The organism is Microbispora sp. KK1-11 (genome assembly GCF_006874435.1).
Classification (GTDB): domain Bacteria; phylum Actinomycetota; class Actinomycetes; order Streptosporangiales; family Streptosporangiaceae; genus Microbispora; species Microbispora catharanthi.
This window is the reverse complement of sequence record NZ_VIRJ01000008.1, coordinates 238,836-261,661: the sequence shown is the minus strand read 5'-3', so window position 1 is coordinate 261,661 and position 22,826 is coordinate 238,836. Positions and strand designations below refer to the sequence as shown.

The 22,826-nt window shown below is 71.9% G+C and carries 25 protein-coding genes and 1 pseudogene; 17 read left to right on the top strand and 9 right to left on the bottom strand.

Translation table 11 applies throughout. From position 1 onward, the window contains the following. Positions 1 to 67: 67 nt before the first annotated feature. Positions 68 to 325: a DUF3040 domain-containing protein gene (locus FLW16_RS15025; protein ID WP_142560615.1), complete on the bottom strand. Its 258-nt coding sequence runs from the start codon at positions 323 to 325 to the stop codon at positions 68 to 70. Positions 326 to 460: 135 nt separating this feature from the next. Here FLW16_RS15025 and FLW16_RS15020 point away from each other — a divergent pair, with 135 nt between their 5' ends. Then, positions 461 to 1,561: an Rv2578c family radical SAM protein gene (locus tag FLW16_RS15020; protein WP_260615279.1), complete on the top strand. Its 1,101-nt coding sequence runs from the start codon at positions 461 to 463 to the stop codon at positions 1,559 to 1,561. Positions 1,562 to 1,616: 55 nt separating this feature from the next. On the opposite strand, the gene FLW16_RS15015 is transcribed toward FLW16_RS15020, so the two are convergent. Beyond that, a complete protein-coding gene (locus FLW16_RS15015; RefSeq protein WP_260615278.1) occupies positions 1,617 to 2,228 on the bottom strand; it encodes a TetR/AcrR family transcriptional regulator in 612 nt (203 codons plus the stop codon). Between the two features lie 160 nt (positions 2,229 to 2,388). Between FLW16_RS15015 and FLW16_RS15010 the strand changes: the two genes are divergently transcribed. The 5 genes from FLW16_RS15010 (at position 2,389) to FLW16_RS14990 (ending at position 7,082) form a co-directional block, all read left to right on the top strand. Continuing rightward, the gene (locus tag FLW16_RS15010; protein ID WP_142560613.1) at positions 2,389 to 3,042 is read left to right on the top strand and encodes a CatB-related O-acetyltransferase; all 654 of its coding nucleotides are present in this window, start codon (positions 2,389 to 2,391) and stop codon (positions 3,040 to 3,042) included. Positions 3,043 to 3,097: 55 nt separating this feature from the next. Next, positions 3,098 to 4,396, top strand: a complete 1,299-nt coding sequence (locus FLW16_RS15005; protein ID WP_142560612.1) for an erythromycin esterase family protein — start codon at positions 3,098 to 3,100, stop codon at positions 4,394 to 4,396. Positions 4,397 to 4,433: 37 nt separating this feature from the next. Continuing rightward, a complete protein-coding gene (locus FLW16_RS15000) occupies positions 4,434 to 4,823 on the top strand; it encodes a PPOX class F420-dependent oxidoreductase (RefSeq protein ID WP_185949419.1) in 390 nt (129 codons plus the stop codon). Between the two features lie 78 nt (positions 4,824 to 4,901). Next, a complete protein-coding gene (locus FLW16_RS14995) occupies positions 4,902 to 5,585 on the top strand; it encodes a methyltransferase (RefSeq protein ID WP_142560611.1) in 684 nt (227 codons plus the stop codon). Between the two features lie 96 nt (positions 5,586 to 5,681). Further along, positions 5,682 to 7,082, top strand: coding sequence for a glycosyltransferase family 4 protein (locus tag FLW16_RS14990; RefSeq protein WP_260615277.1), 1,401 nt, complete (start codon positions 5,682 to 5,684; stop codon positions 7,080 to 7,082). Positions 7,083 to 7,157: 75 nt separating this feature from the next. Here the strand turns inward: FLW16_RS14990 and FLW16_RS14985 are convergent, their stop codons facing one another. After that, complete coding sequence (locus FLW16_RS14985) at positions 7,158 to 7,919, bottom strand: SDR family NAD(P)-dependent oxidoreductase (RefSeq protein WP_142560609.1); 762 nt, start codon at positions 7,917 to 7,919, stop codon at positions 7,158 to 7,160. A 219-nt stretch (positions 7,920 to 8,138) separates the two neighbouring features. Here FLW16_RS14985 and FLW16_RS14975 point away from each other — a divergent pair, with 219 nt between their 5' ends. After that, positions 8,139 to 8,978: a helix-turn-helix transcriptional regulator gene (locus FLW16_RS14975; RefSeq protein WP_142560608.1), complete on the top strand. Its 840-nt coding sequence runs from the start codon at positions 8,139 to 8,141 to the stop codon at positions 8,976 to 8,978. Here FLW16_RS14975 and FLW16_RS14970 read toward each other — a convergent pair. Next, on the bottom strand, positions 8,960 to 9,919 hold the full coding sequence (locus FLW16_RS14970) for a YafY family protein (RefSeq protein WP_142560607.1): 960 nt from the start codon (positions 9,917 to 9,919) through the stop codon (positions 8,960 to 8,962). The genes FLW16_RS14975 and FLW16_RS14970 overlap by 19 nt on opposite strands. Positions 9,920 to 9,961: 42 nt before the next feature. On the opposite strand from FLW16_RS14970, the gene FLW16_RS14965 reads away from it, so the two are divergent. The 5 genes from FLW16_RS14965 to FLW16_RS14945 all read left to right on the top strand — a co-directional run bounded on the left by FLW16_RS14965 (position 9,962) and on the right by FLW16_RS14945 (position 14,173). Then, positions 9,962 to 10,696 carry an alpha/beta fold hydrolase gene (locus FLW16_RS14965; protein WP_142560606.1) on the top strand — a complete coding sequence of 245 codons (735 nt, stop codon included), beginning with the start codon at positions 9,962 to 9,964 and terminating at the stop codon, positions 10,694 to 10,696. Between the two features lie 108 nt (positions 10,697 to 10,804). Beyond that, positions 10,805 to 11,701: an ABC transporter ATP-binding protein gene (locus FLW16_RS14960; protein ID WP_142560605.1), complete on the top strand. Its 897-nt coding sequence runs from the start codon at positions 10,805 to 10,807 to the stop codon at positions 11,699 to 11,701. Next, positions 11,701 to 12,426, top strand: coding sequence for an ABC transporter permease (locus tag FLW16_RS14955; RefSeq protein ID WP_142560657.1), 726 nt, complete (start codon positions 11,701 to 11,703; stop codon positions 12,424 to 12,426). Before FLW16_RS14960 ends, FLW16_RS14955 begins: the two co-directional genes overlap by 1 nt. Before the next feature lie 20 nt (positions 12,427 to 12,446). Next, positions 12,447 to 13,571, top strand: coding sequence for a sensor histidine kinase (locus FLW16_RS14950; protein ID WP_142560604.1), 1,125 nt, complete (start codon positions 12,447 to 12,449; stop codon positions 13,569 to 13,571). Then, positions 13,568 to 14,173 carry a response regulator transcription factor gene (locus FLW16_RS14945; protein ID WP_142560603.1) on the top strand — a complete coding sequence of 202 codons (606 nt, stop codon included), beginning with the start codon at positions 13,568 to 13,570 and terminating at the stop codon, positions 14,171 to 14,173. The genes FLW16_RS14950 and FLW16_RS14945 overlap by 4 nt, the downstream gene beginning before the upstream one ends. 4 nt (positions 14,174 to 14,177) lie before the next feature. On the opposite strand, the gene FLW16_RS14940 is transcribed toward FLW16_RS14945, so the two are convergent. Next, positions 14,178 to 14,621: a VOC family protein gene (locus FLW16_RS14940; protein WP_142560602.1), complete on the bottom strand. Its 444-nt coding sequence runs from the start codon at positions 14,619 to 14,621 to the stop codon at positions 14,178 to 14,180. 21 nt (positions 14,622 to 14,642) lie between these two features. On the opposite strand from FLW16_RS14940, the gene FLW16_RS14935 reads away from it, so the two are divergent. The 3 genes from FLW16_RS14935 to FLW16_RS14925 all read left to right on the top strand — a co-directional run bounded on the left by FLW16_RS14935 (position 14,643) and on the right by FLW16_RS14925 (position 17,017). Continuing rightward, entirely contained in the window at positions 14,643 to 15,215 is a 573-nt protein-coding gene (locus FLW16_RS14935) for an ABATE domain-containing protein (protein WP_142560601.1), read from the top strand. Positions 15,216 to 15,358: 143 nt separating this feature from the next. Further along, a complete protein-coding gene (locus tag FLW16_RS14930; protein WP_142560600.1) occupies positions 15,359 to 16,333 on the top strand; it encodes a GlxA family transcriptional regulator in 975 nt (324 codons plus the stop codon). Positions 16,334 to 16,414: 81 nt separating this feature from the next. Beyond that, positions 16,415 to 17,017: an isochorismatase family protein gene (locus FLW16_RS14925; protein WP_142560599.1), complete on the top strand. Its 603-nt coding sequence runs from the start codon at positions 16,415 to 16,417 to the stop codon at positions 17,015 to 17,017. Between the two features lie 78 nt (positions 17,018 to 17,095). Here the strand turns inward: FLW16_RS14925 and FLW16_RS14920 are convergent, their stop codons facing one another. Both FLW16_RS14920 and FLW16_RS14915 read right to left on the bottom strand, forming a co-directional pair. Next, a complete protein-coding gene (locus FLW16_RS14920; protein ID WP_142560598.1) occupies positions 17,096 to 18,079 on the bottom strand; it encodes a BtrH N-terminal domain-containing protein in 984 nt (327 codons plus the stop codon). 105 nt (positions 18,080 to 18,184) lie between these two features. Beyond that, a complete protein-coding gene (locus FLW16_RS14915) occupies positions 18,185 to 19,390 on the bottom strand; it encodes an MFS transporter (protein ID WP_142560597.1) in 1,206 nt (401 codons plus the stop codon). 71 nt (positions 19,391 to 19,461) lie between these two features. On the opposite strand from FLW16_RS14915, the gene FLW16_RS14910 reads away from it, so the two are divergent. After that, positions 19,462 to 20,433, top strand: a complete 972-nt coding sequence (locus FLW16_RS14910; RefSeq protein ID WP_142560596.1) for a GlxA family transcriptional regulator — start codon at positions 19,462 to 19,464, stop codon at positions 20,431 to 20,433. Between the two features lie 29 nt (positions 20,434 to 20,462). Here the strand turns inward: FLW16_RS14910 and FLW16_RS14905 are convergent. Further along, positions 20,463 to 21,188: pseudogene (locus FLW16_RS14905) on the bottom strand (IS701 family transposase); the annotation flags it as partial. A gap of 211 nt (positions 21,189 to 21,399) precedes the next feature. Here FLW16_RS14905 and FLW16_RS14900 point away from each other — a divergent pair. Beyond that, positions 21,400 to 21,804 (top strand): type II toxin-antitoxin system PemK/MazF family toxin, encoded by a 405-nt coding sequence (locus FLW16_RS14900; RefSeq protein WP_142560595.1) that lies wholly within the window; start codon positions 21,400 to 21,402, stop codon positions 21,802 to 21,804. 98 nt (positions 21,805 to 21,902) lie between these two features. Here FLW16_RS14900 and FLW16_RS14895 read toward each other — a convergent pair whose 3' ends face one another. Continuing rightward, positions 21,903 to 22,820, bottom strand: a complete 918-nt coding sequence (locus tag FLW16_RS14895; protein WP_142560594.1) for an NADP-dependent oxidoreductase — start codon at positions 22,818 to 22,820, stop codon at positions 21,903 to 21,905. Positions 22,821 to 22,826: the final 6 nt, after the last annotated feature.

Here is a 22,826-nt window from a genome sequence, read left to right as displayed (position 1 = left end):
TGATCAACCGATCGCCCCCGGCGCGATCGGCGAGGGGTGGGCGTGCTCGGCGGGATTCCGAGCGCCGCTAAACCGGGAGAGCGGCGGCGTCGTGCCGCAGGGCCATGACCAGCAGGGTCGCGATCAACGTGGCGATGAGCAGCCAGCTCACCGCGATGATCACAGTGGAGCGGCCCGGCCGGTGGCGGCCCGTCCCCCGCCCCTGCCGCCCGCGCCCCGCACGGTGGTTGAACGACTCGAGCCTGGCCGCAAGCTTCGGGTCCTCGTCGGTGAGGTGCCGCTCGATCATCGCCAGCATCCGCTCTTCGTCCTGCGACCAGGCCATCGCGCAACTCTCCCAGAACGCAAGGTATGTGCCGACGTTCTGCCCAACGATGAAGATCGTTAGCCGTTTCCAGGGCCGCGATTTACGACGCGTTGCACGTTGCCATCTCCATCGAACCTCTGTTCTAATCGAAGGGTGCGATGGGACGGGCTGCGCCTCGACGTGGGCATGAACACGGGGGACGGCGGGCGTGACGGCGGACAGGGCGAGACGACGCCCCTGTTCGCCCGGTCGGCCGTGACCCGGACCTTCGACACCCCGGAGTTCCGCGGCGTCACCTTCTACGAGATCCACGCGCGGTCGATCATCAACCGGGTCCCCTCGGCCAGCCGGGTTCCGTTCGAGTGGACGATCAACCCCTACCGTGGCTGCACCCACGCGTGCACGTACTGCTTCGCCCGCAGGACGCACGAATACCTCGACCTGGACTCCGGGCGGGACTTCGACTCGAAGATCGTCGTGAAGGTCAACGCCCCCGACCTCGTACGCAAAGAGCTCGCGGCGCCCCGGTGGGGCGGGCACCCCATCGCGATGGGGACCAACGTCGACTGCTACCAGCGGGCCGAGGGCCGCTACCGGCTGATGCCGGGCATCCTCGAGGCCCTGCGAGACGCCCGCAACCCGTTCTCGATCCTCACCAAGGGCTCACTGATCCTGCGCGACCTCGGGCTGCTCGCCGAGGCGGCAGAGGTGACCGACGTCAGCACGGCCGTCTCGATCGGGTTCACCGACGAGTCACTGTGGCGGGCCGTCGAGCCGGGCACCCCCTCGCCGCGCAAACGGCTGGAGGTGTGCGCCACCCTGAACGAGCACGGCATCCCGTGCGGCGTGCTCATGGCGCCGATCCTCCCCTATCTCTGCGACTCCCCGCGGGCGCTGGAGACCACCGTGCGCCGCATCGCCGAGACCGGCGCCACGCACGTCACACCGATCGTGCTGCACCTGCGGCCGGGCGCGCGCGAGTGGTTCATGGCCTGGCTGTCGCGCGAGCACCCCCGGCTCGTTCCCCGCTATCTGGAGCTGTACGGCCGGGGTGCCTACGCCCCCAAGGCGTACCAGGAACGGATCGGCCAGGCCGTGCGCGCGCTCGCCCGCGAGCACGGCATCGGCCGGTCGGCCCCGCGCGGCGATCGAGCGGCAGGGGCGCGCGGCGCCCGCGCCGGGCACCGGCCCGGCGAGCCACCGGCCCCCCGGCCCGCACCGGCCGCGACGCCCGAACAGCTCACGCTCCTTTAGGCGTCCGCCGGCAGGTGCGGCTGCTTCCGCTCGGCCGCGGGCCGGACCGGTCCCGTCAGGCGTCGCCGACCTGCGGGGGCTCGGCGAAGGCGCCGGCGGATGCCGCGAGGGTGGCGGTCCTGGCCGCCTGGCCGGGCAGGCCCGGATCGGGTGGCGTGCGGAGAAGCACAAGCTGGTGATACAGGGGCGCGGTGGCGGCGATGAGCAGTCGCCGAGCGTCGGTGCGCGGCGGGAGTTCGGCGCGCTGGACGGCCCGGCGGACGATGACCTCGCAGCGGGCGTACCGGTCCTCCCAGAGCCGCCGTTGGGCGTGGTCGGCCTTCTCGGAGCGGAACGAGGCGGCGATCAGGGCCGCCACGATCGGCGGCTGTGCGGTGAGCGCGTCCTGGATCTCGCGGTTCAGCGCGGCCAGGTCGCCCTCAAGGGAGCCGGTGTCCGGGGGCTGCCAGGCGTCGTCGCCCGCCGCGTCCAGGACGTCGGCGAGCAGGCCGCCGACGTCTCCCCAGCGCCGGTACACCGTCGCGCGGTGCACACCCGCACGGGCGGCGACGGCGTCCATGGTGAGCCCGTCATAGCCGCGCTCTCCGAGCTCCGCGAGCACCGCGTCGAGCACATGCCTGCGGATACGGGCGGTACGGCCGCCGGGGCGGCGGTGGGGCGGTGGCACGGGCCGGGCGCCCTCCGGTGGTTGTGCTGCCGAAGAAGTCATCGCTGGTGTCCGGTTTGCTCCATTGACGGCGTGATGGCAGTATCTTAATGCATCAACTGTCGCACTAGTGGAGTTATCGCTGCTTCCGGTGCGTTCGCCAGGAAGGAAACGACGCGTGATGCCGGCTGTGCCCGCCGACCCGACCGTGCTGCATCCGATGCCCGGGCAACCGCGGGTGGTGCTGCTGAAACCGCTGGTCACCTCACCGCTGATCGAGGTCGGGGAGTTCTCCTACTACGACGACCCGGATGATCCGACCGCTTTCGAGACTCGCAACGTGCTGTACCACTACGGGCCGGAGAGACTGGTCATCGGGAAGTTCTGCGCGCTGGGCGAGGGCGTGCGGTTCATCATGAACGGCGCCAACCATCGCATGGACGGCCCCTCGACGTTCCCGTTCCCGATCATGGGCGGTTCCTGGGCGGAGCACTTCGACCTCATCACCGGCCTGCCCGGAAGGGGCGACACCGTGGTGGGCAACGACGTGTGGTTCGGATACCGGTCCATGGTGATGCCGGGCGTACGGATCGGCCATGGAGCGATCATCGCCTCCGGGTCCGTCGTCGTCGACGACGTCCCCGACTACGGCATCGTGGGCGGCAACCCGGCCAGGCTCATCCGCCGCCGCTACAGCGACGCCGACATCGAGCGCCTCCTGGCCCTGGCCTGGTGGGACTGGCCGCTCCAGCACATCACCGAACACCTGCGCACGATCATGTCCGGAAGCATCGACGACCTGGAGAACGCGGCGCCCGCGCTCCCGCACCGTTGATCCACTCGCCTTTCGGCACTTCAAAGTTCCAGCACTTCGGAATCGAGCCATCAGCGTGCCTGCTTTCCACCACAACCCGTTCGCCGGCTGGCTACGCGGCCATGCCGTCCCGCTCACCCACCTCGACCCGGCGGCGCCGCTCGACGACCTGGAGCCGCTGCGCGACATCATCGGCGACGCGCGCGTCGTCGCGGTCGGCGAGCACTCCCACTTCATCGACGAGTTCATGCTCATGCGCCGGCGCATCCTGCGGTTCCTGGTCGAACGTTGCGGATTCACCGTCCTGGCCTTCGAATACGGCTTCAGCGAGGGCTTCCCCCTCGACGCATGGGCCCAGGGGAAGGGCACGGACGACGACCTGGCGGTCCACCTCGCCGCGACGATCCCCGTGGGACTCGACGAGCCGTTGCGCTGGATCCGGCGGCACAACCGCACAGCCGCACAACCGGTGCGCTTCGCCGGCATCGACATCCCCGCGGCCGGCGGGTCCCTGCTCCCCGCGCTCTCCCCGATCGCCGACTACCTGCGCCAGATCGATCCCGAGGCTCTGCCGGCGATCCAGGAGGCCATCCGGATCGCGGAATCGTTCGCCAGCGGCTCCGGAGCGGTGGCCGCGCCCGCGTGGGCACGCCTGGCCACCGCCGAGCAGGACGCCCTCAGCGCGATCCTGATGCGCCTGCTCATCCGGTTCCGCGCCGTCGAACCGCTGTACGTCTCGCGCGGGGACCAGGACAGCTATGACATCGCCCTGCGTCGCCTCGAAGCCGCCTGCCACGGCGACTACACCTTCCGCGCCATGGCAGGCCTCTTCGCCGGAACCGGCCTGACCGCCGACACCTCGGCCCGCGACGTCTACATGGCCGGGTCGGTCCTGTGGCATCTGGAGCGCCATGAACCCGGCACCCGGGTCGTGCTGGTGGCCCACAACGCCCACATCCAGAAGACGCCGATCTCCTTCGACGGTCACCTCACGGGGCTTCCCATGGGGCAGCACCTGCACAGGGCCCTCGGCGACGAGTACTTCGCCCTCGGCCTGACGAGCATCACCGGACACACGGCCGAGATGCGCCGCGACGAGAAGACGCCCTTCGGTTTCACCATCGACGACACCGCGCTGGGGCCGCCCGAACCCGGAAGCGTCGAAGCCGCATTCGCCGACGCCGGCCTCGGGCTCGGCATCGCCGATCTCCGCCGGGCACGCCGTGAGCCGGCCGACGGCACCGGCCACGCCCCCGGCCCCGGCCCCGACCGCATCCGGCTGCAGAGCACCTACCTGCACACCCCCGTCCTCGACGCGTTCGACGGCATCCTCAACACGCCGGCCTCCACCATCGCCGGCGGCATCCAGATCTGAGGACCGCCGCTACAGGAGCAACGGAAGGATCGAAACCTTGATCTTCACCCAGGCCGAACTCGACTACCTGGCCACGCAGCGCATCGGGCGGCTGGCCACGGTCTCACCCGACGGGCAGGTGCAGAACAACCCGACCAATTTCTTCCTCGATGCCGGCACCGGCACGATCGTCATCGGCGGGGGCGCGCTGGGCAGGTCGAAGAAGTTCCGGAACGTCCAGCAGGGCAGCACGGTCGCGTTCGTCGTGGACGACGTGGCGACGGTCGATCCGTGGGCGCCCCGGGGTGTCGAGATCCGGGGCAAGGCGGCGGCGCTGACCGATCAGGAGCCACCCCTGCCCGGCCTGTCCCGAGAGATCATCAGGATCACCCCGACCAAGATCGTCTCCTGGGGGCTGGGCGGGCCGCGAGCGAGCCGTACGGTATGACGCCACCGGCCGTTGCGATCCTCCTCGCGAGTGGGTAGCAGCCCCGGACGCGTGTCCATGCGGATACGATCGGCGGCCGTGGAGGACGACGCCGAGGCCTTCGTCCGCGCGCACACCGAGCTCGCGGCCGTGCCGTACGTGCCGGAGATACGGCTGCACCTGATCACGCCCGGCGCCGTGCCCGGCGGCATGCGCAGTGCGGTGCCGGACGCGGGCGGGGACGACCGCGTGTACGAGCTGTGGGAGCGCGCCGGGCGGCTGCCCTTCTGGGCCTGTCCCTGGGCCGGTGGGCAGGCGCTGGCCCGCCACGTGCTCGACCACCCCGAGATCGTGCGGGGCCGCACCGTCCTCGACCTCGCCACCGGCTCGGGGCTGGTCGCGGTCGCCGCCGCGCTGGCCGGAGCCGCCCTGGTCGTCGCCAACGACGTCGACCCGTACGCGCTGGCGGCCGTCGGCGTGAACGCCCGCGCCAACGGCGTCGCGGTGCGCGTCGCCGGCGGCGACCTGCTCGACGGGACGCCGTCCCAGCAGGTCGTGCTGGCCGGGGACGTCTACTACGAGGAGTCGCTGGCCCGGCGGGTCACCCCGTTCCTGTCCCGGGCCGGCGGCGATGTCCTTATCGGGGTGCCCGACCGCGCCTGCTCCTATCTCCCTGAGGGCGTGTTCGAGCAGGTCGGGGTGCATCAGGTGCCCGCCGTTCTGGAGGACGCCCCCAGCAAACGGACGACCATATATCGGCTTTCCAAGCACTCTGTGACCTAGTTCACAACAACGGAGTAACTGCCGGTTACGTCATAGGGAAGGGGATCTTCATCTGACACGAAACGGGGCGTGACTGTGTCTTCTCTTCACCGCAGGGTGGCAAGGAAAGCGGCCAGGGCGGTCGTACGGGCGCTGGAGGCCCGCGACCGGCAGCGTGCCCGCTCGGCGCCGCCGCCCGACGGTCACGAGATCCGCATCCTGCTGCTGCACGCCAACGGCATGGGCGGCACGATCCGCACGGTCTTCAACCTCGCCGGATATCTGGCGCGCACCCACGATGTCGAGATCGTGAGCGTCGTACGGGAACGCGAGGAGCCCTTCCTCCCCGTTCCTCCAGGAGTGCGCGTCCGCTACCTCGACGACCGGCTGCCCCGCCGCAAGGGCCTGCTGTCGCGGTTCCCGAGCAGGCTGGTGCCGAAGGACGAGGCGGCCTACCACTGGTTCACCCTGCGCACCGACCTCAAGCTGGTCCGCTACATCCGCTCCCGCCGCAGGGGCATCCTCATCGGGACCCGGCCCGGCCTGAACCTGATCGCCGCCCGCTTCGCACCACCGGAGATCATCACGGTCGCCCAGGAGCACGGGAACCTGTCCTCGCACCAGCCGCTGGTGCGCAAGCAGATCATCCGCAGGTACGCCAGGCACGACGCGGTCGTCACCCTCACACAGGCCGACCTGCGCGCCTACGAGCGGTCCTTCGAGAAGGCGCGCAGGGACCGGCCGGCCGTGCTGGCGCAGGTGCCCAACGCCACGCCCCGCCTGAACGGCGGCGTCTCGCCGCTCACCGCGAAGACCGTCGTCACCGTGGGCCGCCTCACCTGGGGCAAAGGCTACGACCTGCTCATTCGCGCGTGGGCGCATGTGGCGGCGCGGCACCCGGACTGGACGCTGCGGATCTACGGCGGCGGCCCCCGGCAGGAGAAGCTCCAGGCGTCGATCGACAAGCGCGGGCTCTCCGAGCGGGTGTTCCTCGAAGGCCCGGCCGAGGACGTCGGCGCCGTCCTCGCGGACGCCTCGATGTTCGTGCTGAGCTCCCGCCACGAGGGCATGCCGATGGTCATCCTCGAGGCGATGAGCAAGGGCGTCCCCGTCGTCAGCTACGACTGCCCGACGGGCCCCAAGGAGATGATCACCCACGGCCACGACGGCCTGCTGGTGAAGCCGGAGAAGATCCACGCGATGGCCGACGCCATCTGCACGCTCATCGAGGACGAGGACCTGCGCCGTCAGATGGGCGCCAACGCGCTGAAGACGGCCGCGCGCCACGACCTCGACGTCATCGGCGCGCGATGGGAGGACCTGCTGTCCGGCCTGGTGGCCCGGCGGCGCGGTCTCGCGCCCGGCGACCCGCTCGCGCCCGCGACCGCCGGGACCGGCGGGACCGGCGGGACCGGCGAGCACGACGCCGGGGAACGGCCGGGCCCCCTCGACGCCGCCGCGCTCGACGTCGGCCGTACGCCTGACGGGCGGACGGCACGCCTCAGCCAGGACGCGTGAGCCACCGGCGGGGGGCCGTGTCACGGGCGATCAGGAGGACCGTCCGGAGCACCGCCGGCGACTCCGGGGCCACGGTCACAGGAAGATTCCGCCGGAGACCTCGACACGCTGACCGGTGATCCAGCGGCTCTCGTCGGCGAGCAGGGCGCCGATCGCGCCCCCGACGTCGGCGGGCTCCCCCACCCGTCCCAGCGCGGTCTGCGACGCGAGCACGGCGCGGAACCCCTCGTCGTCCCGCATGACGCCGCCCGCGAAGTCGGTGCCGACAGGGCCGGGGGCGACGGTGTTGACCGTGATGCCGCGCGGCCCCAGTTCCTTGGCGAGGTATCGCGTCAGCACCTCCACCGCGCCCTTCACCGACGCGTACGCCGCCTGCCCCACGCTCGTGAACCTGGTCAGCCCGGTCGACAGGTTGACGATCCGGCCGCCGTCCGCGATGAGGGGCGCGAGCTTCTGCGTGAGGAAGAAGACGCCCTTGAAGTGCACGTCGGTCAGGGCGTCGAACTCGCTCTCGGTCGTGTCGGCGAACGCCGCGCTGACCGCGATGCCGGCGTTGTTGACGAGGTAGTCGAACCCGTCCCGGTCCCACCGCTCGCGCAGGGTGCGGCGCAACTCGTCCGCGAAGCCGTCGAACCCGGCCACCACCGCGGTGTCCAGCGACAGCGCCGCCGCGGTGCGGCCGAGCCGGGTCACGGACTCGACGACCTCCTCGGCCTGGTCCTTGCCGGCCCGATAGGTGACGACGACGTCGACGCCGCGCTCGGCGAGGGCGAGGGCCGTGGCACGCCCGAGGCCCCGGTTGCCGCCGGTGATGAGGGCGATTCGCTGAGAGGTCATGATTGAAGCTCCTGGTCATCGGGAACACGGCCCCCGGCGGGGCCGGCACGCCCAGTTCACCGGGTCACGCGCCGGGCTGCCACGGCCCACATATCCATGACCCGCGCAGCCACGGCCCACGCAGCCGGGGCGCGCGTATCCGGGGATCGGCAGGCCGTGGATACGGGGCGGCCGGCGCGGAAGGATGAGCGGGAGAGGGCGAGGGAGAGGAGGCCGAGGGTGGACCGCGAGGGACTGGCGGACTTCCTGCGCAAGCGCAGGGAGGCGCTGCAGCCCGAGGACGTCGGGATGGTGCGCGGGCCGCGCCGGCGCACCAGCGGGCTCCGCCGCGAGGAGGTGGCCGCCCTCTGCGGCATGTCCAACGACTACTACAGCCGGATGGAACGCCGGAGAGGGCCGCAGCCGTCGGAGCAGATGCTCGCCGCGATCGCCCGCGGGCTGCGCCTGACCCTCGCCGAGCGCGACCACCTCTTCCGGCTCGCCGGGCACAGCGCACCTCAGCGGGCGCTGCGGGGCGACCACGTGAACCCGGGGATCATGCGCGTGCTCGACCGGCTCTGCGACACACCCGCCCTGGTCACCACCGCACTCGGCGAGACGCTCCGGCAGACCCCGGCCGCCGTCGCCCTGTTCGGCGACCAGACCGTCTTCAGCGGCATGGAGCGCAGCCTGTTCTACCGGTGGTTCACCGACCCGGCCGAACGGCGCCTCTACCTGGAGGACGACCATCCCCTGTACGGACGTGTGTTCACCGCCCTGCTGCGGGAGGCCGCCACGCGCGAGGGGCCCCGCTCCCGCGCCGCCGCTCTCACCCACGACCTCCTCGGCCGCAGCGCCGAGTTCGCCGCGCTCTGGGAGAGACACGAGGTCGGTCTCGGGCACCCCGACACAAAACGGCTGCTGCACCCGGAGCTCGGCGTGCTGGAACTGCAGTGCCAGACGCTGCTCGATCCCGACCAGTCGCAGGCGCTGCTCGTCTACACGGCCACGCCGGGCACCGAGAGCCACGACAAACTGCGCCTGCTCGCCGTCATCGGCAGTCAGCGCCTCGGAGCCTGACCGGCCCACTCCTCCAGACGACGGGCGAGCGCCCGGACCTCCTCGCGCAGTTCGGGCGGGCCGACCACGGTGAACGGCACGCCGAGGCCCGCCAGCACCTGCGCCATGCCGTCCAGCCGCTCCGCGCGGCCGGTCATCCGGACGCCGCCGTCCACCGGGGCGAGCGTGGCCACCGTCGGCGGGATCCGCCGCCGCGCCTCCTCCATCGTCGTGGCCAGCACCACCTCGACCTCGTAGCGGTACGGCACGGAGGCCAGCGACTCCACGACGTGGGCGACCGCGTCGAACTCCCCTGGGGCGGGAAACTCCTCCTCCGTCGTCTCCGCCCGGCCGATCCGGTCGAGCCGGAACGTCCGCACCTCGCCCCTGCGATGGTCGTGGCCGGTCAGATACCAGCGGCCCGAGTGGAACACCAGCCCGTAGGGATCGACCGTCCGCTCGCTGTCCTGTCCCCGGTAGGACCGATAGGCCAGCCGTACGCGGAGACGACGGCGGGCCGCGCCGGCCAGCGTCAGCAACGTGGCGCCGCTCGGCCGGGAGGTCGCGGCGGAGCGGGTGGTCAGGCCGACCATGTCCTCGACGGCGCCGACCCGGTCGCGCAGGGCGTCGGGCAGCACCCGCTGGATCTTCGCGAGCGCGCTCTCGGCCGCCCCCTCGCCCACCGTCAGGCCCGCGCGCCGGCCCGCGAGCAGCCCGAGCACCACGGCGGTGGCCTCGTCGCCGGTCAGCATGAGCGGCGGCAGCCGGTAGCCCGGCATCAGCCGGTAGCCGCCGTAGCGTCCCCGCTCGGCCTGCACCGGAATGCCGAGGTCCTCCAGCCTGCGCACGTAGCGGCGCACGCTCCGCACGTCCACCTCCAGGCGCTCGGCCAGCTCGGGACCGGTAAGCCCGGGCCTGGCCTGCAGCAGCTCCAGGAAGGCGAGAACGCGATTGGTCGACATAACAGGACCGATTCTGCCCTGATTCGGCTCTAGCGTCGAAACATGACGACATACGTACTCGTTCCGGGGTTCTGGCTCGGCGCATGGGCATGGCGGGACGTGACCGCCGCCCTCCGCGGCATGGGGCACGAGGTCCACCCCCTGACCCTCACCGGCCTCGCCGACCGCGCCCACCTCGCCTCCCCCGATCTCGACCTGGACACCCACATCCGCGACATCACCGGCCTCGTCGAGGCCGAGGACCTGAACGACGTGGTGCTCGTCGGCCACAGCGGGAGCGGCGCCGCGGTCACCGGAGCCGCCGCCCGCGCGGCCGGCCGCGTGAGCCGGGTCGTGTACGTCGAGAGCGGCCCGGTGCCGGACGGCATGGCCCAGATCGACCTCACCGGGCGGGAGTTCGTCGAGAAGCGCGTCGTGGACGGCCGGCGCTACCCCATGCCCTCCTGGGACGAACTGCAGGAGTCGGGTGCGAGCCTGGAGGGGCTGGGCGAGCGCGAGCGTGCGCTGATGGCCGCCCGGGCCACCGACCAGCCGCTCGGCACGATCACGCAGCCCCTCGCGCTCGGCGACGACGCCGCCGCGTTCGCCGCGCTGCCGAAGACGCTGGTGAGCTGCTCGTTCCCGCTCGCGCAGGTCAAGGAGCTGATCGCGACCGGACACCCGGCGTTCGCACCGCTGGGCGGGCCGGAGTGGGAGCTGCGTGAGCTGCCCACCGGGCACTGGCCGATGCTCTCCCGCGCCGGTGATCTGGCCGTGCTCCTTGCCGAGGTGGCATAACACGCGGACGCCTTTACGTTGTAGATTCCCTGGGCGGGACAAATGTCCCGCCCAGGGCCGTATCGATCTCTCTACCTGGGCCGACGGCCCCCGCCTACCGTCGTCCCCATGACCACGACAACCGCCGACGCCGTGTGCCTGACCTCGGCGACCAAGCGCTTCGGCCCCGTACGGGCCGTGGACGGGCTCACGCTCGCCATCCCCCGCGGCCAGACCGTGGCCCTCCTCGGCCCCAACGGCGCGGGCAAGTCGACCACCATCGCGCTGCTGCTCGGACTGCTGCCACCCGACTCCGGGCGGGCCGCGCTGTTCGGGCTCGGCCCCGAGCAGGCCGTACGGCAGGGCCTGGTGGGCGCGATGCCGCAGGAGGGCGGCCTGATCCCCCGGGTCACGGTCCGCGAGTTGCTGACCTTCGTGTCCGGGACCTACGCCGCTCCCCTCCCCCTCGACCAGGTGCTCACGCTCGCCCGGATCGCAGACCTGCGCGACCGCCGGGTGGACCGGTTGTCCGGCGGGCAGGCGCAGCGCGTGCGGTTCGCGATGGCGGTGTGCGGCGACCCCGACCTGATCGTCCTCGACGAGCCCACCGCCGCGCTCGACGTGGAGGCCCGGCGCGAGTTCTGGGATGGCATGCGCGGGCTCGCCAGCCAGGGCAAGACCATCCTCTTCAGCACCCACTACCTGGACGAGGCCGACGAGCACGCCGACCGCGTCGTCGTGCTCGGCCACGGAAAGGTGATCGCCGACGGCACCAGCGCGGAGATCAAGCGGGCGGCGGCGCTCACCACGGTGAGCGTGACCGCCGACGGCGAGTCGGCCTGGCTCTCGACCCTGCCCGGCGTGCGCCACATGGAGATCAGGGGCCGCCGGGTCCACCTGCGCAGCGGCGACTCCGACGCCACCGTCATGGCCCTCGCCCGCGCGGGCGCCGTCCGCGAGCTGGAGGTCGTCCCGGCCGACCTGGAGGACGCCTTCGTCGCCCTCACAACGAAGGAGAACGCGTGATGTGGGGATACGTACGGCTCGAACTGACCAGGACCCTGCGCGACGGCGGCTACGTGATCTTCGGGATCGTGATGCCGGTCGTCATGTACCTCGTCTTCACCAACCTCGGCCTGGCCCCCGGCGACCGGCACGACGCCGCGATCTACACGATGGTCAGCATGGCGGCGTACGGCGCGCTCGGCGGCGCGTTCAACAACGGCAGCGGCATCGCGGAGGACCGCGCGGCGGGGTGGCTGCGTCAGTTGCGGCTCACCCCGCTGACCCCGGCCCAGGTGGTGGCCGGGAAGGTCGTCACCGGAGTGGTCGCCGTCGTGCCCAGCATCGCGGCCGTGCTGCTGGCCGGCGTGCTGGTCAACCACGTCACGCTCCCCCCGCAGCGGTGGCTGGCGATCGTCGCGCTCCTGTGGGCGGGCACCGTGCCCTTCTCCCTGCTCGGTCTCGGCAACGGTTACCGCCTGACGGGTCAGTCGGCGGCGATGGCCAACATCGCGACCATGCTGACGCTGGCGATCCTCGGCGGCCTGTGGGTGCCGGTCGAGAACTTCCCGTCCTGGCTGCGGGCGATCGCCGAGTGGACCCCGTCGAACAGCTACGCGGGCCTGTCCTGGCGGATCGCGTTCGGCGACGTCCCCACCCTCCGTCAGGTCGTCCTCCTGTCGGCCTGGCTGATCGTCTTCGGTGTCTACGCGGTGTACGGCTACCGCCGCGCCGGTCGCCGGGCCTGACCGCTAATGTGACGTTCCCGATGACGACAGAACGCGACACCTGGCTCGACCCGCTACGCGAGGGCGAGCGCGGTCCGGACGCCAAGGGCATGTACATGTGGGTGGCCGTGACGGCGGCGCCCATGTGGGACATCGCGCACGGCCGGTCCCACCCCCTCTGGCTGGCCTGGCCGGCCGCGCTGGCCGCCGCCGGGCTCTACGTGGTCACCACGTACTTCGCCTTCGCCGACCGGCGGCGCGCCCTGCCGGTGCTCGGACTGCTCGCGGTGGTGGTCCTCGCGTCCGCCGCCGGGTTCCGGCACAACTGGCTCTACCTGATCGTCATGCTGGCCGTCGCCACCGGGATCACCGTGCGCGGCAAGGTCCTTCCGGTGGTGCTGTTCGCCGAGTGCGGCGCCGCACTGGCCGTGGCCGTGGGGGCCGGCGCCGACCTCACCGGCGTCCTGTCCATGATCTGGGGCACGTTCACCGCGGGCCTGATACCAGCGATCATCATCCGGCTGTGGGAGGCCATCCACGAGCTCAAGGCCACCCGCGAGGAGCTGGCCCGGGCCGCCGTGACCGAGGAGCGGCTGCGTTTCTCCCGCGACCTGCACGACCTGCTCGGGCACACCCTCTCGATCATGGTCGTCAAGGCCGAGGCCGTACGCCGGCTGTCGCGGGTGGACGCGGACGCGGCGGCGGGGCAGGCGGCCGACATCGAGCAGATCGGGCGGCAGGCGCTGACCGAGGTGCGGGCCGCCGTCACCGGCTACCGGGGCAGGGGGCTCACCGCCGAGCTCGACTCCGCGCGCGCCGCGCTCGCGGACGCCGGCATCGAGGCGACCGTCCGCACCTCCTCCGTACGGCCCGGTCCCGAGACCGACGCGCTGCTCGGCTGGGCCGTGCGCGAGGGCGTGACCAACGTCGTACGGCACAGCCGCGCGTCGGCCTGCGAGATCGATCTGCGCGACGACGGCGGGCTCCTGGTGCTGGAGATCCGCGACGACGGCCCGCCGAAGAAGGCCCAGGGGCACGGCAACGGGCTGATCGGCCTGCGTGAGCGGGTGAAGGCCGCCGCGGGCACCGTGGAGGCCACGGCGCCGGCGGACGGAGGCTTCCTGCTCCGGGTGGCCGTGCCGTACGCGAAGGAGGACGGTCAGTGATCAAGGTGCTGCTGGCCGAGGACCAGGGCATGATGCGCGGCGCGCTGGCCCTGCTTCTCGGCCTGGAGGAGGACATCGAGGTCGTCGCCCAGGTCGGCCACGGCGACGAGGTGGTGGACACCGCCCTGCGCACCCGGCCCGACGTGGCCCTGCTCGACATCGAGATGCCGGGCCGCGGCGGGCTGGAGACCGCCGCGGACCTGCGCGAGCGCCTGCCCGGCTGCGCCGTGCTCATCCTCACGACGTTCGGGCGGCCCGGCTACCTGCGCCGCGCCATGGAAGCCGGGGCGCGCGGGTTCCTGGTCAAGGACGGCCCGGTCGAGGATCTCGCCGACGCCGTCCGCCGCGTGCTGCGCGGCGAGCGGGTCATCGACCCCGCACTCGCGGCGGCCGCGCTCAGCACCGGCCCGAGCCCGCTGACCGACCGGGAGCGGGACGTCCTCGCCGCGGCGTCCGACGGCTCGACGATCTCCGACATCTCGGCCCGCCTCCACCTGTCGGAGAGCACCGTGCGCAACTACCTGTCGTCGGCCATCGGCAAGACCGGCACCAGGAACCGGATCGAGGCCGCCCGCCTGGCCCGCCACAACGGCTGGCTGTAGAGGCTCACTGCACGTCGAACTCGTTGCCCTCGGGGTCGGCCATGGTCACGTGGTGGCCCCCGGGCTCCCGTACGGTGCGCAGCACGGTGGCGCCGAGCGCCTTGAGCCGGTCCACCTCGGCGTCCCTGCGCTCGGGTCCCGCGTGCAGGTCGATGTGCAGGCGGTTCTTGCCGGCCTTCGGCTCAGGCACCGCCTGGAAGAGGATCCGGCGGCCGAGGCCGGTGCCGCTGTCCGGATCGACCGGGTCGTCCGGGTGCCGTACGGCCCGCAGCGTCCGGAAGGCCGCGTGGTCGGGGGTCACCGCCTCCTCCCCCACGACGCCGGCGGCCAGGAGCCGGCCGACCACCGCGCTGTTGTCCTCCACCTCGTAGCCCAGGGCCTCCGCCCAGAAGGCCGCCTGCGCATGCGGGTCGGCACAGTCGACGACAAGCTTCCATTCGAGAGTCATGTAACCCTTTATAGTGGTTACATGAGCCTGACGCTACATCCACGCGACGGCGTCTCCTTCCGCTTCGATCCGGGCGCCCTCTGCCTGGAGTTCCTGGTGAGCGGCGGCGTCGGGGTCTACGTCCACTACGAGACGCTGCACGAGCCGGCCGACCTCGCCCGGTGGGCCGCCGTGTCCCGGCTCGGCCTGGCGGAAGTGGACACGACGGCCGACGAGCTCGCCCGCGCCAAAGCCCTGCGCGCCGCCCTGTGGGGGCTGGCCGGCGACCGCGTCCACGGACGAACGCCGAGACAGGCGGACGTGGACGCGGTCAACCGGGCGGCGGCGGAGCCGCCGCTGACGCCCGTGATGACGGCGGACGGGCTGCGATCCTGGGCCGCCCCCGCGACCGGGGGCCAGGTGGCCGCGACCGTCGCGAGAGACGCGATCGAGCTGTTCACCGGCCCGTACGCGGACCGCGTGCGGGAGTGCGCGGGAGACAACTGCGCCCTCATCTTCGTCGACACCTCACGCCCGGGCAGCAGGCGCTGGTGCTCGATGGAGCGGTGCGGCAACCGCCACAAGGTCCGCGCCCACCGTTCCCGCGAGGGCTAGCGTTCGCCCGCCCCGCCGGCGCAGGGTCCGGGACGACGTCAGGCCGTGTCGCCGCAGCTCGCGGGGGGGCATACCCTCGGATGTCCGGATGTGACAGAACCCCGTCATGGCGGCCATGGCTGTGCAATGACAACAATGGGTGCATGCCCGCCCCGCACCGTGTCGTCATCGCCGTGTTCCCCGACGTCGACCTCCTCGACGTCACCGGACCCGCGGAGGTGTTCGCGGTCGCCAACCGGGAGATACCCGACCGGCCGCCCTACCAGGTGCTGCTGGCCGGCCCGGACGGCGGCCAGGTGCGCACCGCCGCCGGCGTCCGGCTCGCGACCGACCTGACCTTCGGCCAGGTCGGCGACCGGGTGGACACCCTCGTGGTGCCCGGAGCGGTGGACCGCGACGGGGCGCCGGTGATCGACCCGCACCTGGTCGGCTGGATCGGCGAGACCGCCCGGCACGCACGCCGAGTCGCCTCGGTGTGCGTCGGCGCGCATCTGCTGGCCGCCGCAGGCCTGCTGGCGGGCCGGACGGCGACCACGCACTGGGCCACCGCCGCCCGGCTGGCGGCCGACCACCCCGACGTCGTCGTGGACCCGGACCCGATCTACGTGCGCTCGGGGAAGGTGTGGACGGGCGCGGGGATCAGCGCGTGCATGGATCTCGCGCTCGCCCTGGTCGCCGAGGACCACGGTGAGCGGCCGGCGCTGGCGGTGGCCCGGCAACTGGTGATGTACCTCAAGCGGCAGGGCGGGCAGAGCCAGTTCAGCGTCCCGCTGTGGCAGGCCCCGGCCGAGCGCCGGGACCTCGACGAACTGCGGGCGTGGATCACCGAGAACCTGACCGCCGACCTGTCCGCCGCGGCGCTCGCCGAGCGGATGTGCCTGAGTGAGCGCCACTTCACCCGGGTCTTCCGCAAGGAGACCGGCGAAACCCCGGCCGCGTATGTCGAGGCGGCGCGGACGGAGGCGGCGCGGCGGCTGCTGGAAAGCACCGACGAGCCACTGGAGCGGGTCGCCGCCGCGGCCGGCCTGGGCTCGGTGGAGACCCTGCACCGCGTGTTCAGGCGTCGGCTGGCCACCACCCCGGCGGCCTACCGGCGGCGCTTCCGCACCGCCGCCTGATCTTTCCCTTCCCCCTTTTCCCGGCCCGGCAGGACCGGCGGTTCGTCCTGCCCTTTTCCCTCTGTATGCAAGGAGACGATGATGACCGTTTCGACGACCCTGCGTGAAGTGATCGGCCTGGACGGCGCGCTGCCGGCGCTCTCCGCGAGCACCCTGATCATGATCGACTTCCAGAACACCTATCGCACCGGCGTCATGGCGCTGCCGGACGCCGACCGCGCGCTGGACGCCGCCGCCCGCCTCCTTGACCGCGCCCGCGCCGCAGGCGCCCCGGTGGTGCACGTGGTCAACGACGGCGGCGAAGGCAGCCCGTACGACATCCGGGCCGAGATCGGGCAGATCGACACGCGCGTCGCGCCCCGGGACGGCGAGCCGGTCGTGGTGAAGAACTTTCCCGACTCCTTCCACGGCACCGACCTGCCGGAGGTGCTGCGCGGCCTGGACGCCGGGCCGCACCTGGTGCTGGCGGGCTTCATGACCCATATGTGCGTCCAGTTCACCGCCCAGAGCGCGTTCAACCTCGGCTACCGGCCCACCGTCGTCGCCGAGGCGTGCGCGACCCGGCCGCTGGCGGGCCCGGACGGCGCGCCGATCCCCGCGCAGGCCCTGCACGCCGCCGCCCTGACCACGATCGGCGACCTGTTCGGCCCGGTCGCCGCCCGGGTGGCCGACCTGCCCGCCTGATCGCCGACGCCCTCGGCGGCCGGGCGGGCCCGCGCCGCCGGAACGGCGCCGGGACGACGTGAACGTGACTGAGGCCGTCTACAACCGACGCAGCACCTGCATGGCGTCCTTCTCGACGCGCGAAAGATCGTGGAGGATGGCGCCGGCCTGTTCGAGGCACCCCGCGTCACCGCTCTCCCCCGCCTTCGCGATCAGAGCGGACACCTGCGCCCACAGGACGGCGGCCTCGGCGTACAGCCGGTGACCGGCGCGGAGGTCGTCGTCGTCGATCAGCCGGGTGCACTCGTCGAGGAAGTCGCGATAGAGGACGCGGAACAGGGCACCGCCGGTGCCGCCCTTCTCCATGAGGAGGGCGGCCTGCGGCAGGTCCTGCCGCGGATCGCCGGCGCGTAGCAGCCATCCGGGCACCTGCTTGCCGGCTTTCTCGATGCCCCGGTGGCCCAGATTCGCGATGGGAGCGGCGAGGAAGGCGCCGGCGCAGTCTCTGATGGCGGGGATGATCTGGTCCTGCCAGGAAAGCGGCCGAGCCGGCAGGGTGATGGTGAAGGATCGGTTCCTTGCGGCCATCGGGCCGCGTTCGGCCCGTGCCATGGCGAGGCCGGCCCGGCTGGCGCGCACCGCCCCTCCCTGCTGGTCGGTGTCCACAAGGTAGACGTCGTGCTCGTCGTAGCCGTACATGGCGACGACATGACCGCCGAAGTGCACCTTGGAGCGGAAGTAGTCCAGGTGATAGGAGTCGAGCTGGACGCCGACCGGCCGGCCCGCGTCGATGGGGGCGGCCACGTTCTCCCACGCCTTGCGCGGTGAGGCGGTCTCTTCGACCGTCAACGTCAGCCCCAGCCTGGCGGCCAGGTTCCTGGTGAGGTCGAAAGGCTTGACCCGCCCTCCGAGAAGGGGGAACGGCATGCCCTTGCTGTCCCAGTAGATGAAGGACAGGCCCGAGCCCAGCCCGAACAGCATGGGCTCGGACAGATCGAGTCCCTCATGCCGCAACAGCACCCCCAGCGCCGTCGTCTCGCAGTGCCGCATCCCACGGGCCTCGACGTCCTTCACGACGGCCATGCTCGCTCTCCTCATGCCGGCGCGGCGGTCCCACCGCCCCCATCCCTGATCGCTGAAAGTAGCGTCAGGCCTCCCACAGTGGGAGAGTCCACCGGTGGCGGGCGACTACGTCGACAAGCCGGCCGAGACCGGGATCGACCGGCCTGCGGGCTCCAGAGGTTCCCGGCCCAGCCGCCTGACCGGCGTGATCGACAGCAGCGCCGCCACCACGCCGGCCGTCACCAGAGCCGACCCCAGCATGAAGGTGCGCGGTTCGACCAGCGCGGTGACCGGACCGGCCATCGCCTGCCCGACCGTCATGCCGGCGACCGACCCGGCCACCTGGTAGGCGTTGACCCGGTTCACCACGTCCGGCGCGACCTGTGTCTGCACGCTGGTCGACCACATCACCGACCAGAACGCCCACGCGCACCCCCCGAGCAGGTGCCCGGCCATCAGCAGCGGCAGCGGCAAACCGAGCGCGACCGTCAGCGGCACCGCCGCGTACCCGCTCAGCGCCACCGCCCCGGCCGCCAGCGGCCTGCGCGGCCTCAGTCTGATCGCGACCAGCCCGCCCAGCACGGTGCCGAGTCCGAGCGCCGACATCACCCAGCCGTAGTCGGCCCCGATGACCTGCGACGACAGCGGCACGTACGGCCCGACCACCAGAACGCCCCAGAACACCCAGACCAGGATGACCGACCACATCCAGCTCCTTGCCGTGAACTCCTCCCAGCCCCTGCGCAGGTCGCTCAGCACGCCGGAGGGTTCCGGCCTGGGTACGGCGACCCGGACCAGCAGCAGGCACACCGCGCTGACCAGGAACGTCGCGGCGTCCACCGTGTAGACGAAGACCGGCCCGGCGACGACGACGAGGACTCCGGCCAGCGCGGGACCCGCCAGCTGGGTGACCGCCTCGGCGATCTTCAGCGTCGCGTTCGCCCGCTGCGGGTCTCCGGCGACCAGCGGGACCATGCCGTTGACGCCCGGTTCGAACATCCCGGCGGCCGTGCCCGACAAGAACGCCATCGCCAGCAACAGGGCGTACGGCGGAGCACCGCCCAGGAAGGCGACGGCCACGACGCCCTGGGTGACGACCCTGACCACGTCCGCGCCGATCATCAGGCGCCGGGCGCCGATCCGGTCGGCGACAACCCCGCCGAACACCATGACCAGCACAGCCGACGCGGTCCAGAGCGCGAGCACGTAGCCGACACCCGCGATCCCATAGACTTTCCCGATCGCCAGCGCCGAGGCGACCGGCATCATCGCGTCGCCGAGCAGTGAGATCGTGCGGGCCCCGAAGTAGAGGGTGAAGTTCCTCGTCCACATGAGCCCAATCTTGGATTTTTCCAGATCAGAGCACCGGTGTCCCGAATGACATCATTAGGTACATTTGCGCCATGGCCTTGGACTGCCCGGAAACGCCCCCTGCGCCGCTCAACCCGCATCGCGTGGTCGCCGTGATCGCCCCGAACCAGGAGCTCTACCCGGTCACCTCCGCCTCAGCCGTCTTCGGCTACCACGGCCCCGACATCCCCCAGCGCTACAGCTTCAGCCTGTGCGCCGAACACCCCGGCACCCTCCCCACCACCCTCGGCGTCCCCATCCAGGTGGACAGCGGTCTCGAAGCCCTCGACGACGCCGACACCGTGGTCATCGCGAGCTGGACCCTCACGCCCTCGCCCGCCGTACTCCACGCGGTGTCGCAAGCCCACGCCCGAGGCGCCCGCATCGTCGCCGTCTGCGCCGGAATCTTCATCCCCGCCGCCCTGGGCCTCCTGGACGGCCGCCGCGCCTCCGTCCACTGGGAACTGTCCGGCGAACTCGCCGCGCGCCACCCGCGCGTCATTCCCGACGACACCGTCATCTACGTCGATCACGGCGACGTCGCCACCGCCGGAGCCTCGGCCGCCACCCTCGACCTCTGCCTTCACCAGGTCCTCCAGGAGTACGGCGCGGCCCACGCCATGCGCATCGGCCGCCAGCTCGCCGCCGGTCCGCACCGCGAGGGCTGCCAGCGCCAGTACCCTCCCCTCCCCACCACCGGCCCCATGCCGGACTCCCTGGCGCCCCTGCTCGAATGGCTCCTCTCACGCCTGGCCGACCAGGTCACCGTCAAGGACATGGCCGCCTACTCGGGCGTCTCCCCCCGCACCCTCACCCGCCAGTTCGCCGATCAGCTCGGCGTCCCACCCGCCCGCTGGCTGCTGGAACGCCGCCTGGCCGCCACCCGCGCCCTGCTGGAGGAGACCGACCTGCCCGTCGAGACCATCGCCACCCGCGTCGGCCTCTCCTCCGCGGTCAACCTCCGCCGTCGCTTCCACACCGCCCTGCGCACCACCCCGGCCGCCTACCGCCGCTCCTTCCGCTGAAGGTCCCGACAGCACCCACGACGGCCGTGGGCCCCTGCCGACAGCTTCAGCCAGGCCCACTTCGGCACCTTCACGGCCAGGGCATCCGCGCGGAACTTCCCCGCGCCCGTGGTGACTTCGGCCGAGCAAGCAACGGCGAGCACGTAGCCGACCTGGCGCTCTTCCAGCGCGGCCCGCAGCTTGGGGTTGCCGCGGTAGACCTCATCGCCCGCGACCCAGCCCACACGGTGCCCGGCGTCAAGGAACCGGCCGATCATGCGGGCGGCCGGCTCCGGCTTGGTCGCGAAGACGGTGTCCTCGCCCAGTCCCGCCGCCCGGCAGCGGTCCGGGTCGCACGTCCACGAGCGCGGGACGTACAGCTCGCGGTCGATCGCCGCGGGTCCGCGGCAGCCTGCATAGACGAGGTAGACAGCGACCTGAGCGTTTTCGATCACCCCGGCCGTGCCGGTGTACCGGCGCTGGACACCCACGGTGTGCGTGCCCTTCTTCACGTCCCCGGTCTCATCGACGACCAGCACCGCATCGTCGTCGTGCAGATGTTCCAGCACGTACTCGCGCACGTCATCGCCCACGGTGTCGGCATCCCACTTAGCCCGGCCGAGCAGGTGCTGCATTCCATGCGGACTGGCCTGCCCGGCCCACTCGGCGATGCTCCAGCAGTTCTTGCGCGGCAGGTCCGACAGCAGCCCCAGCACCAAGTCCCGCACCCGACGCCGGGGTTCAACCCACGCGAACCGGCCCGCTATCCGGGGCATCAGGACCTCGAACGCCTCCTGCCAGCGGGCAGGGTCTACGCTGTGACTCGCGGCCACCGCATGATCTTCAGTCTTCACACACCGATGATCAACGGTGCCGCGCCCGTCTTCACCGCCCCTCGGTCACGACCTGCGAAGACGGGGCCGCATCCCTTCCGTGTCCCGCACGGGGCACGCAGCGTTCGCCCCCCGTCTCGTGCCAGGAGGACAGATGCAACGCGGTGAAGTCTGGTGGGTCGACTTCGATGAGCGACGCCCGGTCGTGCTGCTCTCGGACGAGGAGTCATCCGGGTTTCAGGCGATGCAGGTCGTTGCGCCAGCGGGCGTCGACATCAGCGGCCTGGGCGTTGAAGTGGCCGTAGGAGCCCCGGAAGGACTGCCCTTCGAAGGCGTGCTGCGGTTCGCGCTCCCGCGTCCAGGCTTTACTCCGTGCACATGGCTGACCACCGTGGCCCGGGACGACCTGATCGAGCGGGCGGGCGTGTTGTCCTCCGTGAAGCTCAGCGAGGTTGGAGAAGCCCTCCGTGCCGCTGGACAGAGGAGGGAGTGGACCCCGATGACGGCTGCCAGGATCAGCGAGATCAAAGATGCCCGCCGTCTCGAAGGGCTCGAGTAGCGGACGCCTGTGCTGCCCAGCTCGATCTCGTCGACGACTGACCGCTGCCCCCTCTCCACCGCACTCCGGCAACAAGATCACGATCTACGTCTGGAGTACTAGGGCCGCAGCACGATCTTGCCGTGCGTGTGCCCCCGTTCCAGCTCGCGGAACGCGTCCCGCACCCGCTCCAGCGGGTAGACGCGGGCGATCGGCACCTCAAGCTCCCCGCGCGCGGCGAGCCGGGCCAGCTCGCCGAGCACGACCGCGCACGCCGCCGCGCCCTCTCCGTAGGTCCGCGCGCCGACCCTGGCCGCGGTCCGCCAGTCGCGGATCGTGTCGATCCGCTCGGGCCGCACGCCCAGCTCCACCGCCAGATCCACGTAGCCGTCGCCGAACGTGTCGATGAAGGCGTCGACCTTCCCGCCGCAGGCCTGCCGGATCCGCTCGGCCACGCCCTCCCCGTACTCGACCGGGACGACACCGCGATCCTTCAACCAGGCGTGATTCGGCTCGCTCGCCAGCCCGATCACCGTGGCGCCGCGCCGCCGCGCGAGCTGCACGGCGAGGGACCCGACGCCGCCCGCCGCACCGGACACGACGACCGTGTCCGCCGGTCCGGGGTCGACCGCGAACACGGTGGCGTACGCGGTGGTGCCGGCCACGTACAACGACCCGGCCACGTCCCAGGACAGCCCCTCCGGACGCCGGGTCAGATTCACGTCGTCGACCACCACGAACTCCGCGTGGCTTGCCCTGTTGTGGGTGAAGCCGAGGACCTCGTCGCCCACCGCGACGCCACGCGCGTGCGGACCGACCTCCACCACGACACCGGCCAGATCGCTGCCCTGCCCGGAGGGGAACGTCGCCGGCCAGCGCTCGTGCCGGGCGCCCTTCCGGATCATCACCTCGCCGGGCTGGATCCCGGCCGCGCGGACCTCGACCAGCACCTGCCCGGGGCCGGGAACCGGACGCTCCACCTCCTCCACCCGCAGCACGTCGATCCCGCCGTACTCGTGGAACCGCACCGCCTTCATCGCGTG